This is a genomic window from Pseudorhodoferax aquiterrae (assembly GCF_014652235.1).
In the GTDB taxonomy this organism is placed as follows: Bacteria; Pseudomonadota; Gammaproteobacteria; order Burkholderiales; family Burkholderiaceae_C; genus Pseudorhodoferax; species Pseudorhodoferax aquiterrae.
In genome coordinates this window covers 412,544-429,761 of record NZ_BMYK01000004.1, presented here as the reverse complement: position 1 = coordinate 429,761, position 17,218 = coordinate 412,544, and the positions used below count along the sequence as shown (strand labels likewise).

Below are 17,218 nucleotides of genomic sequence, written 5' to 3'. Positions count from 1 at the left end.
ATGCAGGGCGGTGCCCGCCGGGAGCGGTCCGGCTTCGGGTGACAATCCCGGCCATGAGCAGCCCCCTGGAACGTTCCCTGTCCGTCCTCGAATACCTGGCCGCGCGCCCCGAAGGCAAGGCCTTGTCGGCCGTCGCGGCGGACCTGGAATTGCCGCTGTCGGCCTGCCACCGGGTGCTGACCGAGCTCGTGCGCTGCGGCTACGTGCGCCAGATGCGCGACCACGGCGACTACGCGCTGACCACCAAGCTGGCGGCGCTGGGCCTGTCCTACCTGGGTGGCTCGGGCATCGTGGACATCGCCCAGCCCATCATCGACCGGCTGGCCGACGTGTCGGGCGAGCTGGTGCGCCTGGCCATCGTCGACGGCGACCGGCTGACCTTCGTGGCCAAGGCCCAGGGCGCGCGCTTCGGCCTGCGCTACGACCCCGACATGGGCATCGACCTGCGCCTGTCGTGCAGCGCCGGCGGCCACGCCTGGCTCATGACGCTGTCCGAAGAACGCGCGCTGGAGCTCGTGGTCAAGCAGGGCTTCGGCGAGCCGGCCGCCTACGGGCCGCGCGCGCCCACCACCTGGAAGGCGCTGGAGCAGATGCTGCAGGAAGACCGCGCGCGCGGCTTCTCGCTGATCGAGGAGGTCTACGCGCCCGGCATGAACGCCATGGCCGCGCCCGTTCAGCGGCGCGGCGAGGACACCATCGGCGTGATCACGATCGCCGGCCCGGCGATCCGCCTGACTGCGCCGCGCATGCTGGAACTCGGCGCGGCCCTGAACCAGGCGGCCGGCGAACTGGCCATGGCCAGCACGGCCTCGCCGATCTTCGTGCGGCAAGCGGCCGCGCGCCAGGCTGCGGCCTAGGGTCGGCCGAGTTCGACGATGCCGTCGACGAACTCCTTGATCGACTGCTGGGCCTTGGCCTCGATGGCCGTGAACTCCACCGGGTAGCCGAACTGCCCGTCGGGCAGCGGCACCACGCGCAGCACCTTGGCGTAGATCTCGGTCAGCTCGCGGCCCATCAGCGACAGCGACAGCGCGAAGCAGATGTCGTCGAAGGCCTGCAGCGCCACCGCGCTGCGCACGAACATGCCACCGTAGCTGAGATCGGTGATGCGGCCGTCCAGCTTGCGCGTGCCCACGGCCTTGCCCTTGAGCCGGCGGAACACCAGCGGCATGTCGACCTCCACGCGCGGGCTGTTGCGGATCTCGCGCTTGGGCGCCACGAGCCGGTGCGGGCGATGCGTGGCCTGCAGCTCGTACATGCGCACGGTCTCGCGCTTGCCCTTGACGCTGACCTCGTTGACATCGCCGGTCTCGATGAAGCCCTGCGCCTGGCGCCAGGTGGCCTCGGACAGCAGAATCTGCCCGCGCAGGCTGTGCGCCTCGATGCGCGAGGCCAGGTTGACCTGGTCGCCGATCACCGTGTATTCGCTGTGCAGGCGCGAGCCCAGCTGGCCGGCCACCACCTCGCCGGTGTTGATGCCGATGCCCATGAACCAGGGCGCCATGCCGTGCTGGCGGTTGTCGGCGTTGATCTCGTCCATCGCGATCTGCATCTCGATGGCGCAGGCGATCGCCGAGACGATGTCGTCCTCCAGTGCCTCGGGCGCGCCGAACAGCACCATGATCGCGTCGCCCATGAACTTGTCGATGGCACCGCCCCAGCGCAGGATGATCTCGGTCATGCGCGCGAGGTAGCGGTTCAGCGCCTCGACCATGGCCAGCGCCGAGTGCTGCTCCGCCAGCGCCGTGAAACCGCGCAGGTCCGACAGCAGGATGGTCACGCGGCGCAGGTCGGCCGCGGCGTCGGCATGCTCCACGCTGTCGATCACGTCGGCGATGCGCGCGCGTGCGTCGCTCTGCTGCAATGCACCGGACTCTGCCAGGGCCAGCAGGCGCTCGGCCAACTGCTGGCGGTGGATCTGTTTCATGCTGGGGGGGTGGGGCGGTGTCGCCAAAGTGGCGACGGGCAAGTGTAGGGCCGCTAAGCTGATCGGCTTTCCCCCTACACGGAGCGCGACATCCCATGCAGACCCAAGACCTGTTCTCCCTGGCCGGCCGCACGGCCCTCGTCACCGGCGGCTCGCGCGGCATCGGCCGCATGATCGCCGAGGGTTTCCTGGCCCAGGGCGCGCGCGTGTACATCTCGGCGCGCAAGGGCGAGGCCTGCACCCAGGCCGCGCACGAGATGGCTGCGCTGGGGCACTGCATCGCGCTGCCGGCCGATGTCTCCAGCGTGGCCGGCGCCCGCGCGCTGGCCGATGCCTTCGTCGCGCTGGAGCCGCAGCTGGACATCCTCGTCAACAACGCGGGCGCGGCCTGGGGCGAGCCCTTCGACGACTTTCCCGAATCCGGGTGGGACAAGGTCGTCAACCTGAACCTCAAGGCCCCCTTCTTCCTGACCCAGGCCCTGGCCGCGCCGCTGCGGCTGGCGGCGCAGAGCCGGCCGGCCAAGGTCATCAACATCGCCTCCATCGACGGCCAGGGCGTGAGCCCGCTGGAGACCTACTCCTATGCGGCGAGCAAGGCCGGGCTGATCCACCTCACCAAACGCATGGCGTTGCGGCTGATCGAGGACAACATCGTGGTCAGCGCGATCGCGCCCGGCGCCTTCGCCTCGGAGATGAACCGCGCCGCGCGCGACCAGGGCGAAGAGGTCGCACGGCGCATCCCCGCCAGGCGCATCGGCCAGCCCGAGGACATGGCGGCGGCGGCCATCTACCTGGCCTCGCGCGCGGGGGACTATGTGGTCGGCACCACACTGACCGTGGATGGCGGCGTGCTGCTCGTGCGCTAGACGAAAAACAGCGTCGGCTGGCGCAGAATGCGCGCATGAGTGATCTGCTGCTGAATACCCCCGACCCGCGCGAGCCCCTGCAGGCTTCGTTCAGCGACGCCGCCAACCCGCTGGGCCTGGACGGCATCGAGTTCATCGAGTACGCCACCTCCAAGCCCCAGGCCCTGGGCCAGGTGCTGGAGATGATGGGCTTTCGGCCCATCGCGCGGCACCGTTCGCGCGAGATCCTGCTGTACCGCCAGGGCGGGCTCAACATCGTGGTCAACGCCCACGCAGCCGACGCGCCGGGCGCCAGCCAGGAGGTGCCGACCATCTCGGCCATCGCGCTGCGTGCGCGCGATGCGCGGGCGGCCTACCGCTACGTGCTGGAGCGCGGCGCCTGGGCCGTGCCAGGCCATGCGGAGGTGATGGAGCTGAACATCCCGGCCATCCACGGCGCGGGCGGCAGCCGCATCTACTTCGTCGACCGCTACAAGGAGTTCTCGATCTACGACGTGGACTTCGTGCCGATTCCCTCGGTCGAGCAGCACCCGGCCGCCACGGCCGGCATCCACTTCTTCGGCGTGGTGCAGTACATCGGCCCGGGCCGCAGCAACGACTGGATCGAGTTCTACCGCGAGCTGTTCGGCACCGAGCTGATCCCCGACGACCTGCGCTTCGGCATCATGCCCAAGGGCACCTTGCTGCGCACGCCGGCGCTGGATGCCACGCAGCGCTTCATGCTGCAGCTGGTCGAGCCCGAGCCGCATGTGCTGGACACCGGCGAGAAGCTGCAGCGCATCGGCCTGGGCGTGCCCGACGTGCTGGCCGCCGTGCAGGCGCTGCGCGCGCTGGGCGTGGAATTCGTCGAAACCGCCGCCGCCCACACCGAGCGGCGCGGCGCCATCACCAAGACCTACCTGGGCTCGGTGGTGTTCGAGCTCGTGCACAGCGCGCAGGAGTGAACGGCATGCGGCTGCACACCGAGGGCAACTTCGAAGGCTTCGGCATGGACACGATCACGCTGGCCGGGCCGCTGGAAGCCAAGCTGTCCGCCATGCGTGAGGCCGGCTTCACGCAGGTCATGCTCAAGGCCAACGACCTGGTCGGCCACCCGGGCGGCCTCTCGGCGGCCGTGCAGGCCGTCAAGGACAGCGGCCTGCGCGGCACGGGCTTCCAGGTGCTGCGCGACTTCGAGGGCCTGTCCGGCCACCTGCACCACTACAAGGTGGACATCGCCAAGAGCATGCTGGAGATGTGCGCCGCGCTGGGCTGCACGGTGCTGCTGGCCTGCTCGTCGACCTCGCGCCATGCCACGCAGGACCTGGACCTGATCGCGCGCGACCTGCGCAAGCTGGCCATGCTGGCCGTGCCGCTGGGCATCAAGATCGCCTACGAAGGCCTGTCCTGGGGCCACACGGTCAACGAGTTCACGACGGCCTGGGACGTGGTCTGCCGTGCCGACTGCCCCAACCTGGGCGTGGGCATCGACTCCTTCCACGTGCTGGCGGCCAAGACCCCGCTCTCGGAAATCGACTACCTGGACCCGAGCAAGATCTTCCTCGTGCAGTTGGCCGACTTCCTGTGGCAGGACACGCCGACCTTCGAGGAACGCATGACCACCGCGCGCACCATGCGCGTGTTCCCGGGCGAGGGCGTGCACAGCGAGCAGGTGGTCGAACTCGTGCTGCGGCTGGACAAGCTGGGCTACCGCGGCGACTACAGCTTCGAGGTCTTCAACGACGACTTCCTGAACCTGCCGCTGCCCACGGTGGCCGAGCGGGCGCGCAAGTCGGCGCTGTGGCTGGCCGAGGACGTGCTCAAGCGCTCGGTGCCGCTGCCGGGCCAGATGCGCCTGAAGGCGATGGCGGGATGAGCGCGGCGCGGATGCCCGGCCGGATCGGCAGCGTCCTGTTTCCAAGACATTTGCAGTCCCCTCCATGCACGACCTCGGTACCAACGCCCTGCTGTTCGGCGGCACCCTGAGCGCCATCGCTGCGCTGGCGCATGTGGTCTGCATCGTGCTGGGCGGCCCGGCCTACCGGCTCATGGGCGCGGGCGAGCGCATGGCGCGCGCAGCCGAGGCCGGCAAGACCGCACCGGCCCTGGTCACCGCCGCCATCGCCGGCGTGCTGCTGGTGTGGGCCGTCTATGCCTTCTCGGGCGCGGGCCTGGCACCGTCCTTGCCATTCACGCGGCCAGTGCTCGCCCTCGTCGGCGCCGTCTACCTCGCCAGGGCGCTGGCCTTTCCGCTGTTGAAGCCCATGTTCCCGGACAACTCGAGCACCTTCTGGTACCTGTCTTCGGGCATCTGCCTGGTGCTGGGCTTGTCGTACGCCGTGGGTGCCGCGGCGCTGGGCGCCGGGTCGTGAAGCGGTTCGCCGCCGCTTGCGCACCGCGCCCGGCGATGCGCAAGCCCGGCCCGTCCGGACCTCAGACGGCCCGGGCCCGGGCGTGCGTGACGGCCGTGCGCAGGCCCAGCAGGTAGCTGTCCACGCCGAAGCCGGCGATCTGGCCCTGGACGATCTCGGCCAGCACCGAATGGTGGCGGAAGGCTTCGCGCGCGTGCACGTTGGACATGTGCACCTCGACGATGGGGCACGCCAGGATGGCCAGCGCGTCGCGGATGCCGTAGCTGTAGTGCGTCCAGGCGCCGGCGTTGATGACGATGGCGTCCACGCCCTCGGTGTGGGCGGCGTGGATGCGTTCGACCATCGCGCCTTCGAAATTGGTCTGGAAGCACTCGACCTCGACGCCGAGTTCGCGGCCGAGCGCGGCCAGCTGCGCGTCGATGTCCGCCAGCGTGGCCGTGCCGTAGGTCTTGGGGTCGCGCTTGCCGAACATGTTGAGGTTGATGCCGTGCAGCGTGAGGATCTTCATGCCGGCTCCTTACTTGCGCACCTTCGCCAGCTCGGCCTGCAGTTCGGCCACCACGTCCTGGCCCACGGTCACGGCATGCTTGGCCGTCACGGGGCGCATCTTGTCGCGCAGCTTGGCCAGTTCGGCGGGCGGCAGCTCGGTCACCTGCATGCCGTTCTTCTTCATGTTTTCGAGCGCGATGGCGACCTGCTCGCGCGCGGCCTGGCGCTGGAATTTCGTGGCCTCGACCGCCGCGTCGGCGATGATCTTTTGCTGCGCGGGCTGCAGGCTGTCCCAGAACTTCTTGCTGATCAGCACGGACTGCGGGTTGTACTGGTGGTGGCTCAGCACCACATGCTTTTGCACCTCGTAGAACTTGTTGGCGTTGATGACGGTGACCGGGTTCTCCTGGCCGTCGATGGCCTTTTGCTCGAGCGCGGCGTAGACCTCGGGGAAGGGCAGCGGCGTGGGATTGGCGTCCAGCGCCTTGACCCAGTCCACGTTGATCGGGTTGGGGATCACGCGCAGCTTCAGGCCGGCCAGGTCCTCCACCTTGGTGATCGGGCGCTTGCTGTTGGTGATGTCGCGAAAGCCCAGCTCGAAGTAGGACAGGCCGATCATGCCCTTGTCCTTGAGCTTGTCGTGCAGCTTCTTGCCGAAGGGGCCGTCGACGATGGCCTCGGCCTCGGCATTGCTGCCGAACATGAACGGGAAGTCGTAGACCGCGAACTCCTTGACCTGGCTGGCGAGGATGCCCGAGTTCATGCTCGCCATCTCCAGCGTGCCGCCCTGGATGGCCGAGACGTTGGCCTGGTCGCTGCCCAGCGTGCCGCCCGGGAACAGGTTGACCTTGAGCTTGCCGCCGGATTTGGCGGTGACGATCTCGGCGAACTTCTCCATGCCCATCACGAGCGGATGGCCCTTGGGGTTCTGCGTGGCGAACTTGATGGTGCGCGTGTCCTGGGCCTGGGCACCGAGCGCGGCGAAGGCAGCTGCTGCTACCAGGGTCTTGAGCATGAGGCGTTTCATGGGGTGTCTCCAGTGGTGACGGGAACGGGTCAGCCGGCCAGCCAGCGCGCCGGCACGGTGACGATGGCGGGGAACAGGACCATCAGGAACATCAGCGCGAACTGCGCGACCATGAAGGGCCAGACGCCCTTGGTGACCTGGTCCATGCTGATCTTGCCGACGCCGGCCACGGTGTTGAGCACGGTGCCCACGGGCGGTGTGATCAGACCGATGGCGTTGTTCATGATGAACAGCACGCCGAAGTACACCGGGTCGATGCCGGCGGCCTTGACGATGGGCATCAGCACCGGCGTGAGGATCAGCACCGTGGGCGTCATGTCCATGGCCGTGCCGACGACGATCACCAGCACCATGATGGCGGCCATCAGCAGGCGCGGGCTGTCCAGCAGCGGCTGCAGCAGGCTCACGATCTGGTCGGGCAACTGGGCCACCGTGATCAGCCAGGCGCTGACCATCGCGGCGGCCACCAGGAACATGATCACGGCCGTGGTCTTGGCCGCAGCGAGGAACAGGCCGAACAGCTGGTTGAAGCGGAGCTCGCGGTAGACGAACACCGAGATCAGCAGGGCGTAGACCGCCGCGACGACCGCGGCCTCGGTCGGCGTGAACACGCCGAACTTCAGGCCCACGATGACGATGACCGGAAGGCCCAGTGCGAAGGTCGCATCCTTGAGCGCGCCGAGGATTTCCGCGCGGCTGCGGCGCGGCTGCGGCGGCACGTTCTCGCGCCGGCCCAGCCACCACCAGGTGAAGCACAGCGCCGTGCCCAGCAGCACGCCGGGCACGATGCCGGCCAGGAACAGCTTGGAGATCGACACGTTGGCGGCCACGCCGAAGATCACGAAGCCGATGGACGGCGGAATCACGGGCGCGATGATGCTGGCCGCCGACAGCAGGCCGGCCGAGCGCGCCTTGTCGTGCCCGGCCCTCACCATCATCGGCAGCAGCAGGGCCGACAGCGCCGCCGCGTCGGCCACGGCCGAGCCCGACAGCGCCGCCATCATCACGGCCGCGCCGATCGCCACATAGCCCAGGCCACCGCGCACGTGCCCGACCAGCGCCATCGCGAATTGCACGATGCGGCGCGACAGACCGCCCGCGTTCATGATCTCGCCGGCCAGCATGAAGAAGGGCACGGCCAGCAGCGGGAAGCTGTTGGAACCTTCGATCAGGTTCTGCGCCAGGATCTGCGCGTCGAACATGTCCATCTGCACCATCAGCGCAGCGCCGCTGGCCAGCAGTGCGAACGAGATCGGCACGCCGATGGCCATGGCCACCAGCAAAGAGCCCAGGAAGATGGCGATGGTCATGCCTGCTCCGGATGTTGGTCTTCGTTCTCGCGCACGCCGATCAGTTCGTCGTCCGACATGCGGCCCGTCAGCAGGCGCACCAGGTTCAGCAGCAAGACCGGCGCGGCCAGCAGTGCGAACACCATGCCGCTGGCGTAGAAGTAGCCCATGCGCGCCTCCATCACGGCGCTCGTGGAATCCCAGTTGATCTTCACCTGCTGCCAGGAACCGTCGAAGACCAGCCAGCACAGCCAGCACATCAGCACGAGGCTCAGGAACAGGCAGACCTTCTGGCCCGCGCGCGGCAGCCGCGCGATCAGCGAATCGGTGCCCAGGTGGCCGCGCTCGTTGAGCGCCACCACGGCGCCCAGGAAGGTCAGCCAGACGAACAGCCAGCGCGACAGTTCCTCGGAGAGCGTGAGCCCGGAGTTGAACGCGTAGCGCATGACCACGTTGCCGAACACCATGACCACCATCAGCGCGAGGCTGGCGACCATGAGCCAGCCCAGCAGCCGGCAATAGCCTTGGATGAGTTTCTGAACCACGCCGTGTCTCCTTGCGAACCCAGTAATGTACGAACTGGTTAGTTTTTCACTCTAGGGGCTTACCCTTGCACGAAGCGCAGCACGGTCTGGACGATGGACTCGCGCCGCGCGGCCGCGACCGCCGGCTCGGTGTAGTCGCGCTTGAAGATCAGGCCGAAGGTGTGGCGGTTCGCCACGTTGAAGAAGCACAGCGCCGAGATGGTGGCATGCAGGTCGATCGCGTCCACGCCAGCGCGGAAGACCCCGGCGGCCAGGCCGCGCGCATACAAGTCCTCGATGGCCGAGATCGCCGGCACGTTGAGCTGCTCGATGCTCTGGCTCTGCGCCATGTAGTGGCCGCGCTGCATGTTCTCGGCCATCACCAGGCGGATGTAGGGCTCGCTGGCCAGGTGGTGGTCGAACGTGAATTCCACGAGGCGGCGCAGCGCAGCCTCGGGCGCCAGGTCACCCAAGTGCAGGTCGGCCTCGGTCTCGCGCATGGCCCGGTAGCTGGCCTCCAGCACGGCCAGGTACAGTCCCTCCTTGCTACCGAAGTAGTAGTAGATCATGCGCTTGGAGGTCTGCGTGGCGGCCGCGATCTCGTCGATGCGCGCGCCGTCCAGGCCCTTCTCCGCGAACTCGGTCAGCGCCACGTCCAGGATGTTGGCCATGGTGCGCGCGGGATCGTTGGTGCGGCTTGTCTCCTTGCCATCCTTGGCGGCGGGCCTGGCACTGGCCGCACGGCGCCGGGAATGTACCGTCTGGTTCATTCCGGCAGTATAGGAAGGGAAACGTTCAATCGTCGAGCAGGCGCACGCGCACGCTCTTGCCCTTGATGCGGCCGCGGTCGAGCCGGCTGGCGGCCTGCTGCGCGATGCCGCGCGCCACCGCCACATAGGTGGAGAACTCGTTCACGTCGATCTTGCCGATCTGCTCGCGCGTGTAGCCAGCCTCGCCGGTCAGCGCGCCCAGCACGTCGCCGGCGCGGATCTTCTCCTTGCGTCCGCCCTGGATCTGCAGCGTGGCCATGGGCGGGGGCGGCGGCATGCCCTGGTCCTGCAGCGACGCCAGCGGCTCGAAGCGCGCAGGCTGGCCCTGCAGCTGCTCGATGCGGCCCACGCGCCCCATCTCGTCCATGCTGGCGAGGTTCAGCGCCAGGCCCTTCTCGCCCGCGCGGCCGGTGCGGCCCACGCGGTGCACGTGCACCTCGGGATCCGGCGTCACGTCGACGTTGACCACGGCGCCCAGGCGCGCGATGTCCAGCCCGCGCGCGGCCACATCGGTCGCCACCAGCACGTTGGCGCTGCGGTTGGCGAAGCGCACCAGCACCTGGTCGCGCTCGACCTGCTCCAGCTCGCCGTAGAGCGCCAGCGCCGCGAAGCCATGGCCGCGCAGCACGGCCAGCAGGTCGCGGCACTGCTGCTTGGTGTTGCAAAAGGCCAGCGCGTTGTCGGGTCGGTGGTGCCGCAGCAGGCGCACCACGGCGTCCAGCCGCTGGCCCTCTTCCACCTCGTACCAATGCTGCACGATGTGGCTGACGTCCTGCTTCTTCTCGACCGTGATGCGCTGCGGATCGCGCAGGAACTGGCGCGCCAGCTGGGCGATGCCCTCGGGGTAGGTGGCCGAGAACAGCAAGGTCTGGCGGTCGGCCGGGCAACGCCGGGCCACGGCGGCGATGTCGTCCATGAAGCCCATGTCCAGCATGCGGTCGGCTTCGTCCAGCACCAGCGTGCGCAGCCCGTCCAGCACCAGGTTGCCGCGCTCCAGGTGGTCCAGCACGCGGCCCGGCGTGCCGACCACGATGTGGGCGCCGTGCTCCAGGCTGGCGGCCTGGTTGCGCAGCGGCACGCCGCCGCACAGCACCACGGTCTTGATGTTGTCCTGCGCGCGCGCCAGCCGCCGCAGCTCCTGGGCCACCTGGTCGGCCAGCTCCCGCGTGGGGCACAGCACCAGCGCCTGGGCGCCGAAGAAGCGCGGGTTCAGCCCCGCCAGCAGCGCCAGGCCGAAGGCCGCGGTCTTGCCACTGCCGGTCTCGGCCTGGGCGATCAGGTCGCGCCCGGCCAGCGCCAGCGGCAGGCTGGCGGCCTGGATCGGCGTCATCTGCGTGAAGCCCAGGCTGGCCAGGTTGTCCAGCTGCGCCGGCGGCAGCGGGAGCCGTGCGAACGCGCGGTCCGCCAAATTCGTTTCAGACATGTTGCGATTGTCCGCGCTCGTCAAGCCAGGAATTGCACAGATTGCGGCGCAAAATCGCGAACTGGCACCGATTCCCCTTGTTGCACCGGCGTTTGGCTGGCCGAGCCGCCCACCACAATGCCCCCAAAAAGGACACCGTATGGATCTGCAGTACCAGTTGAAAGCCGGCAGCTACTACCTGTACGACCTCGCCACGCCGCCCAGCGTGGCCACCGGGGAGCACAAGCTCAAGCTCAAGACCGATACGGTCGCCATCGCCTTCGACGCCAGCACCGGCCACCTGCACCAGCACGGCAACCCCGCGCGCATCCATTCCTGGGCCAACGGTGCGCGGCGCCGCCTGCGGGCCGCCGGCGCGCAGGACAGCGCCAACGACATCGTGGTCGTTTCCGGTCCGCTGCCGGTGGACGAGATCAACAAGTGCCTGTCGGTCGCGGGCTACTGCCGGCGCATGTTCTCGCGCCTGGCCAGCCTGCCGCACGGCAAGTTCGGCGCCGCCCGCGCACACGCCTGAGACGGTCCTCGCCGCGGGCCGCTGTGGCGGTCCCCGTAAAATCCGGCCCATCATGCGTTCCCGGGCCCTCGCCTTCTTCCTTGCCCTGGCCATGGCGTGGATGGGCCTCTCCGCCCAGGAGCTGGCCGCCGAGGTCTGCTCCGACGCCCTCACCGAACAGGCCCAGCCCGGCCCGTCCAGCGCCGCGGAAGGTTCCCTGGACGACCACCACCTCGACAACCTGCCGTTCCAGCTGCTGGCCGACCTGCTCGGGCTGCTCGGCCCGGGCGACACCGGCGTGGCGGCCGGCCTGCCCGTGCGGCCCGATGCGCCCGCGCCCGGCGGCTGGCTGGCGCCCGATCTGGCGCGCCTGCAGCGCCCGCCCATCGCCGCGTCCATCGCCGCCATCGCCCCGATCGTGCGCGCCTAGCGCCGCGGCGCGTCCTGCCTCCCCTGCTACCGGCCAACCTGGCCAAGCCCGTCGCTGCCGCGGCGGTGCCAACCTCTCGTCTTCCCCTTCGGGTGCCCTGTGGAAATCTTTGTTTTATTGGCCTTGGTCCTGCTCAACGGCCTGTTCGCGATGTCGGAAATCGCGCTCGTCACGGCGCGCCGCGCGCGCCTGCAAAAACTCGTCGATGAAGGCGATCCGGCCGCCAGCGCCGCGATCAAGCTCGGCGAAGACCCGACGCGTTTCCTGTCCACCATCCAGATCGGCATCACCTCCATCGGCGTGCTGAACGGCATCGTCGGCGAGGCCGCGCTGGCCGCGCCGCTGGCCGACTGGCTGACCGAGATGGGCGTGCCGGCCTCCTCCAGCGGCTATGCCGCGACGGCGCTGGTCGTGGTGCTGATCACCTACGTCTCCATCGTGGCCGGCGAGCTGGTGCCCAAGCGCCTGGGGCAGACCCACCCCGAGGCCCTGGCCCGGCTGGTGGCGCGGCCCATCAACTGGCTGGCCACGGCCACCAAGCCCTTCGTCAAGCTGCTGACCGTCTCCACCCAGGCGCTGCTGCGCCTGCTGGGCGTGAAGGACGGCAACCCGAACCCGATCACGGCCGACGAGATCCACGCCATGCTGGCCGAAGGCACGACCGCTGGTGTGATCGAGTCGCACGAGCACGACATGGTGCGCAACGTGTTCCGGCTGGACGACCGCCAGATCGTCTCGCTCATGGTGCCGCGCAGCGACGTGGTCACGCTGGACGCCGACCTGCCCTTCGAGGAGAACCTGCGCCGCATCGAGGAGAGCGACCATGCGCGCTTTCCGGTCGTGCGCGGCGGCCTGGACAACGTGCTGGGCATCCTGAACGCGCGCCAGTGGTTGTCGCGCGCGCTGCGCGAGGACCAGCGCGACCTTGCCAAGCAGCTGCTCACGCAACCGCTGTACGTGCCCGAGACGCTGACCGGCATGGAGCTGCTGGACAACTTCCGCTCCAGCGACATGCAGATGGCCTTCGTCATCGACGAATACGGCGAGGTGCAGGGCATCGTCACGCTGCAGGACCTGATCGAGGCCATCACGGGCGAATTCCAGCCGCGCGATCCGCAGACCTCCTGGGCCGTGCAGCGCGACGATGGCAGCTGGCTGCTGGACGGCCACATCCCGGTGCCCGAACTCAAGGACCGCCTGGGATTGGACACCGTGCCCGAGGAGGAGCGCGGCCGCTACCACACGCTGGCCGGCATGCTGATGCTGCTGTCGGGCCGGCTGCCGCGCGTGGCCGACACGGCCGAATGGGAGGGCTGGAAGCTGGAGATCGTGGACATGGACGGCCGCACCATCGACAAGGTGCTGGCCCAGCGCCTGCCCGATCCGGTGCAGGTCGATGGCGACGCGGAGACCCAGGCTTGAAGCCAGTCCTCGCGGTGCTGGCTGCCGCGGGGCTGCTGGGCGGCTGCGACGGCTACCCGACCGAAGACGCGGCCCTGCTCGACGAATCGGCGATGAGCACGGCGCAGCTGCTGCAGACGCTGGATGGGGTCGGCGCCCGGCCGCACCTGCGCACGCGCTACCGCCATGCACTGTTGCCCGGCTGCGTGCTGCGCGTGGAAGCCGAAGGAGAGGCCTCCCTGCAGGTGCCGCTGGACGGCGCCGACATCACGACCCGCCTGACCGACGAGGACGCGCCCGACCACGAGGTGCTGGTCTACGCCCGCGGCCAGAGCCGCGGCGACGATGTGCCGGCCGTCGTCCAGCAAGGCGGCCGCTGGGTCGACTGGGTGCAGACCCGCTCGCTGCTGCAGCAGCTGCAGCGGCGCTGCGCGGAGGCCGACGGCCTCAGAAGTCCATCAGGCTCAGACCCACGCTGAACACGGTCTTGCGCACGTTGTAGTCGATCAGGCTGTCGCCGTAGCCGTGGAAGACCTGGGTGTGCAGGCGCAGCCCGCTGCGCAGCCAGCCGCCTTCGCCCTGCGGGCCCAGGGCATGCGACCACTCCAAGCGCGCCGACCCCTTGCCGTTGGACTTGAGCGGGTGGCGCACCGTGAGCGAGAAGTTGTCGCGGCTGGACAGCGTCCAGCCGCCCGTGATCTCGGCACGGCCGATGTAGTCGGTGATGTCCGGGTTGTCGTCGCTCTCGGCCTTCTCGTGGAAGCGGTGCCAGACGCGGCCCGTCAGGCGGAAGCGCTCGTCCTTGCTTTCCATGCCGGCCATCAGGTAGACGCGGTTCCAGCTGCGCGACAGCGGCAGGCTCTGGCCGTTGGACTGGTGGACCAGGCCCAGGCCCGTGTAGCGCAGGCGCCAGTTGCCGAACTCGGCATAGCTCGGGTAGGCGTAGATCAGCTCGGGCTCGTGGTCGGTGGCGCGGAAAGGGCGCGACAGCTGCGGCGTGAACACCTGCCAGAACGACTGCTGCGAGTAGGCGAACCACAGCGAGTCCACGGCACTGCCCTCGCGCGGCGTCAGCAGGCCCTGCGCCACCTTGGTCCGCACCGACAGCTGGATGCGCGCCTCGGTGCGACGGTATTCGTTGGTCTCGTCGGACTGGTTCTCGGGGTTGGGCGTGCCGGGCGTGCGGTTCACGCTGCTGGACTGCGCGAGCGACAGCGTGATGGGCCGGTAACCGCGCAGGCCGAACTCGCCGCAGTCGGTGCCGGACTCCAGTTCCCAGATCCGCGAGAGCGTGGAATAGCGCGTGTCGTGGCAACGCGGCACCACGGGCGCCTCGGGCGCTGCCGTCGGCACCGCGGTGCTGGCCACGGCCGTGGTGGCCGTCGCGCCCGTGCTGTCGGGCTTGTTGATGGTGGGGCCGTCCTTGGGGACGTTGGCAGCCGCCCTGGCGTTGACGGCCGCGGCCTCGGCCTGCTGCTGGCGCGCCCAGGCGTCGAAGCAGCGCAGCCGCGCGGCATCGTCGCCGGCCTGGGCCGCGCAGGTCTGCCAGCTCGGCACAGGGCCGGTCTGGGCCTGCGCGGCAGGCAGTGCGCCCACACCGAGCAGCAAGGCGGCGAGCGGCGCGGGGCGCAGCAGCGGGGAAAGACCAGCCATGGAAAGTCCTTTGCAGAGCGGGAAAGAAAGAGCGTTCATCACCAACCCGCGGCACGGCGCAGCACGAATTCGCGCCTGGCCTCGGTGTCGGCATCGGTCCAGGTGCCGCGGATCAGCTTGCCACAGGAGTCCGCATCGACACGACCGATCCAGGTGGCCGAGATGCGCTTGCCGTCGCGCGACTCCTCCAGCGTGAGGTCGCCATCGTCCACATCGCCGGCCAGCAGCGCCGTGGTGCCGTCGCGCTCGACGCGGCCGCGCACGCTGTCGCCCAGCTCCGGATGGCGTTCGAGCTGCAGCGTGGCGCCGGGCGCGTCCTCGCCCTGCCACTGCGCCTGCCAGGTGCCATAGAGGTGGAGCGCGCGCATTTCGTGCGGCGCGGGGCAGGCGGGCGTGGAATCGGTGGTCTGGGCCTGGGCCGAGGCGGCCAGCAACAACACAAGGCCGCACAGGCCGCCCATCCCCGCCGGTTTCATGCGCTCTTCTCCGGCGCGGCGCCGGCCGCCTTCTTGGCCGCGAACTCCGCGCGCAGCTGGCGCAGCTTCTCGCGCGGGTCTTCCTTCACCGTGGCCTTGTCCAGCCCCATTTCGGCGATGAAGCGGCTGGGCTGGGCCGGCACCAGGTCGCGGCCCTTCTTGCGCTTGCGCGTCCAGCTCACGGCCAGCGTGCGCTGCGCGCGCGTGATGCCCACGTACATGAGGCGGCGCTCCTCCTGCAGGCGCTGCGCGGTCTCGTCGCTGACCTTCTGCTGGCGGCCGTCGTCGTCGTCGAGCTTGAACGGCAGCATGCCCTCGTTCACCCCCACCAGCACCACGTGCGGCCACTCCAGGCCCTTGGAAGCGTGCAGCGTGGACAGCGTGACGAGGTCCTGGTCCTGCTCGCGCTCGCTCATGGTGGAGAGCAGCGAGATGGTCTGCGCGACCTCCATGAGCGACTTCACCTCCGACTGCGTGGTGACGCCGGCCGCGTCGTCGATCTGCCCGCCGCAGCGGCCCGACATCCAGTCCACGAAGTCCATCACGTTGGACCAGCGCGTCGCGGCGGCAGCCTCGCTCTCCTCGTTGTCGTAGAGGTGCTGTTCGTAGCCGATCTCCTTGAGCCACTCCATCATGAAGGCGCGTGCGGCCTCGGCCCCCATGGTCTGGCGCGCGCGGTACTCCAGGTCGTTCACGTAGCGGCCGAACTCCACCAGGCTCTCGTAGCCGCGGCGCGGCAACAGGCTGGCCAGCGAGGACGAGAACAGCGACTCGAACAGCGAAAGCTTGTACTGCGTGGCGTACACGCCGAGCTGGCCCAGCGTCTGGTGGCCGATGCCGCGCTTGGGCACGGTCACGGCGCGCAGGAAGGCCGGGTCGTCGTTGTTGTTGATCCACAGCCGGAACCAGGCGCACAGGTCCTTGATCTCGGCGCGGTCGAAGAAGCTCGTGCCGCCCGAGACCTTGTAGGGAATCTGCGCCTTGCGCAGCGCCTTCTCGAAGGGCTTGGCCTGGTGGTTGGCGCGGTACAGCACGGCGAAATGGCGAAAGTCCTTGTGCACCGAGTTGGCGCGCAGCGACTGGATGCGCGCCACCACGCGCTCGGCCTCGTGCTCCTCGCTGTCCGCGTCGACGATGCGCACGGGCTCGCCCTCGCCCAGTTCGGAGAACAGCGTCTTGGGGAACAGCTTGGGGTTGGGCCCGATCACGTTGTTGGCCGCGCGCAGGATGGCGCTCGTGGAGCGGTAGTTCTGCTCGAGCTTGATGACCTTGAGGTTCGGGTAGTCGACCGGCAGGCGCTTCAAGTTGTCCAGCGTGGCGCCGCGCCAGCCGTAGATGGACTGGTCGTCGTCGCCCACGGCCGTGAAGCGCGCGCGCTGCCCGACCAGCAGCTTCAGCACCTCGTACTGCGTGGCGTTGGTGTCCTGGTATTCGTCGACCAGCACATGGCCCAGCACGCGCTGCCATTTCTCGCGCACCTCTTCATGGTCGCGCAAGAGGCGCAGCGGCAGGCCGATCAGGTCGTCGAAGTCCACGCTCTGATAGGCCGTGAGCCGCTCCTCGTAGCGCGCCATGATGCGCGCGATGATGCGCTCGTTGTCGTCCGCGGCCACCTCCTCGGCCTGGGCGGACGACAGGCCCATGTTCTTCCACTTGCTGATCGTCCACTGCCACTGGCGCGCGGTGGCCGCGTCGGTGGTGCCGCCGGCGTCCTTGAGGATGGAGGTCACGTCGTCGCTGTCCAGGATGCTGAACTGCGCCTTCAGCCCCACGCGGTGGCCGTCCTCGCGCACGATGCGCACGCCCAGCGCGTGGAAGGTGCAGATCACCACGTCCTTGGCCGGCTTGCCGATCAGGCCCTTGGCACGCTCGCGCATCTCGGCCGCGGCCTTGTTCGTGAAGGTGATGGCGGCCACGCTCTTGGCCGGCACGCCGGCCTGGATCAGCCGCGCGATCTTGGCCGTGATCACGCGCGTCTTGCCCGAGCCCGCCCCTGCCAGCACCAGGCAGGGGCCGTGCATGTAGTTGACTGCTTCTTGCTGGGCGACGTTGAGACCGGAAACCATGGGAGCGTGGGGAGGGGCGCCGCCCGGCGGCGG

General features: G+C 69.2%; 19 protein-coding genes. 9 read left to right on the top strand and 10 right to left on the bottom strand.

The window, feature by feature from the left end; genetic code table 11:
- Positions 1–53 precede the first annotated feature (53 nt).
- Positions 54–857 (top strand): IclR family transcriptional regulator, encoded by an 804-nt coding sequence (locus tag IE209_RS09950; protein ID WP_189686780.1) that lies wholly within the window; start codon positions 54–56, stop codon positions 855–857.
- Here IE209_RS09950 and IE209_RS09945 read toward each other — a convergent pair.
- The gene (locus IE209_RS09945; protein WP_189686779.1) at positions 854–1,927 is read right to left on the bottom strand and encodes an adenylate/guanylate cyclase domain-containing protein; all 1,074 of its coding nucleotides are present in this window, start codon (positions 1,925–1,927) and stop codon (positions 854–856) included. The genes IE209_RS09950 and IE209_RS09945 overlap by 4 nt on opposite strands.
- 95 nt (positions 1,928–2,022) lie before the next feature.
- Between IE209_RS09945 and IE209_RS09940 the strand changes: the two genes are divergently transcribed.
- The 4 genes from IE209_RS09940 to IE209_RS09925 all read left to right on the top strand — a co-directional run bounded on the left by IE209_RS09940 (position 2,023) and on the right by IE209_RS09925 (position 5,144).
- Positions 2,023–2,793 carry an SDR family oxidoreductase gene (locus IE209_RS09940; protein WP_189686778.1) on the top strand — a complete coding sequence of 257 codons (771 nt, stop codon included), beginning with the start codon at positions 2,023–2,025 and terminating at the stop codon, positions 2,791–2,793.
- 35 nt (positions 2,794–2,828) lie between these two features.
- A complete protein-coding gene (locus IE209_RS09935; RefSeq protein ID WP_189686777.1) occupies positions 2,829–3,737 on the top strand; it encodes a VOC family protein in 909 nt (302 codons plus the stop codon).
- A gap of 5 nt (positions 3,738–3,742) precedes the next feature.
- A complete protein-coding gene (locus tag IE209_RS09930) occupies positions 3,743–4,648 on the top strand; it encodes a sugar phosphate isomerase/epimerase family protein (protein ID WP_189686776.1) in 906 nt (301 codons plus the stop codon).
- A 64-nt stretch (positions 4,649–4,712) separates the two neighbouring features.
- Entirely contained in the window at positions 4,713–5,144 is a 432-nt protein-coding gene (locus IE209_RS09925; RefSeq protein ID WP_189686775.1) for a hypothetical protein, read from the top strand.
- 61 nt (positions 5,145–5,205) lie between these two features.
- Here the strand turns inward: IE209_RS09925 and aroQ are convergent, their stop codons facing one another.
- Genes aroQ through dbpA form a run of 6 tightly spaced genes read right to left on the bottom strand, consistent with a single transcriptional unit; the run spans position 5,206 to position 10,666 of the window.
- Positions 5,206–5,652 carry a type II 3-dehydroquinate dehydratase gene (gene aroQ, locus IE209_RS09920; RefSeq protein ID WP_189686774.1) on the bottom strand — a complete coding sequence of 149 codons (447 nt, stop codon included), beginning with the start codon at positions 5,650–5,652 and terminating at the stop codon, positions 5,206–5,208.
- A gap of 9 nt (positions 5,653–5,661) precedes the next feature.
- Positions 5,662–6,660, bottom strand: coding sequence for a TRAP transporter substrate-binding protein (locus tag IE209_RS09915; protein ID WP_189686773.1), 999 nt, complete (start codon positions 6,658–6,660; stop codon positions 5,662–5,664).
- 29 nt (positions 6,661–6,689) lie between these two features.
- The gene (locus IE209_RS09910; protein ID WP_189686772.1) at positions 6,690–7,970 is read right to left on the bottom strand and encodes a TRAP transporter large permease; all 1,281 of its coding nucleotides are present in this window, start codon (positions 7,968–7,970) and stop codon (positions 6,690–6,692) included.
- The gene (locus tag IE209_RS09905; RefSeq protein ID WP_189686771.1) at positions 7,967–8,494 is read right to left on the bottom strand and encodes a TRAP transporter small permease; all 528 of its coding nucleotides are present in this window, start codon (positions 8,492–8,494) and stop codon (positions 7,967–7,969) included. Before IE209_RS09905 ends, IE209_RS09910 begins: the two co-directional genes overlap by 4 nt.
- A 59-nt stretch (positions 8,495–8,553) precedes the next feature.
- Positions 8,554–9,243 carry a TetR/AcrR family transcriptional regulator gene (locus IE209_RS09900; RefSeq protein WP_189686770.1) on the bottom strand — a complete coding sequence of 230 codons (690 nt, stop codon included), beginning with the start codon at positions 9,241–9,243 and terminating at the stop codon, positions 8,554–8,556.
- Between the two features lie 25 nt (positions 9,244–9,268).
- Entirely contained in the window at positions 9,269–10,666 is a 1,398-nt protein-coding gene (gene dbpA / locus IE209_RS09895; protein ID WP_189686769.1) for an ATP-dependent RNA helicase DbpA, read from the bottom strand.
- 139 nt (positions 10,667–10,805) lie between these two features.
- Between dbpA and IE209_RS09890 the strand changes: the two genes are divergently transcribed.
- The 4 genes from IE209_RS09890 to IE209_RS09875 all read left to right on the top strand — a co-directional run bounded on the left by IE209_RS09890 (position 10,806) and on the right by IE209_RS09875 (position 13,469).
- Positions 10,806–11,180 carry a hypothetical protein gene (locus IE209_RS09890; protein ID WP_189686768.1) on the top strand — a complete coding sequence of 125 codons (375 nt, stop codon included), beginning with the start codon at positions 10,806–10,808 and terminating at the stop codon, positions 11,178–11,180.
- A gap of 52 nt (positions 11,181–11,232) precedes the next feature.
- Positions 11,233–11,589, top strand: coding sequence for a hypothetical protein (locus IE209_RS09885; protein ID WP_189686767.1), 357 nt, complete (start codon positions 11,233–11,235; stop codon positions 11,587–11,589).
- A gap of 99 nt (positions 11,590–11,688) precedes the next feature.
- A complete protein-coding gene (locus IE209_RS09880) occupies positions 11,689–13,011 on the top strand; it encodes a hemolysin family protein (protein ID WP_189686766.1) in 1,323 nt (440 codons plus the stop codon).
- Positions 13,008–13,469, top strand: coding sequence for a hypothetical protein (locus IE209_RS09875; RefSeq protein ID WP_189686765.1), 462 nt, complete (start codon positions 13,008–13,010; stop codon positions 13,467–13,469). Before IE209_RS09880 ends, IE209_RS09875 begins: the two co-directional genes overlap by 4 nt.
- Here the strand turns inward: IE209_RS09875 and IE209_RS09870 are convergent.
- The 3 genes from IE209_RS09870 to IE209_RS09860 are packed head-to-tail and all read right to left on the bottom strand — an operon-like array spanning position 13,438 to position 17,185.
- Entirely contained in the window at positions 13,438–14,643 is a 1,206-nt protein-coding gene (locus IE209_RS09870; RefSeq protein ID WP_229882778.1) for a phospholipase A, read from the bottom strand. The two genes, IE209_RS09875 and IE209_RS09870, sit on opposite strands and share 32 nt — an antisense overlap.
- Before the next feature lie 38 nt (positions 14,644–14,681).
- Positions 14,682–15,119 (bottom strand): hypothetical protein, encoded by a 438-nt coding sequence (locus IE209_RS09865; protein ID WP_189686763.1) that lies wholly within the window; start codon positions 15,117–15,119, stop codon positions 14,682–14,684.
- On the bottom strand, positions 15,116–17,185 hold the full coding sequence (locus IE209_RS09860) for an ATP-dependent helicase (protein WP_189686762.1): 2,070 nt from the start codon (positions 17,183–17,185) through the stop codon (positions 15,116–15,118). Before IE209_RS09860 ends, IE209_RS09865 begins: the two co-directional genes overlap by 4 nt.
- Positions 17,186–17,218: the final 33 nt, after the last annotated feature.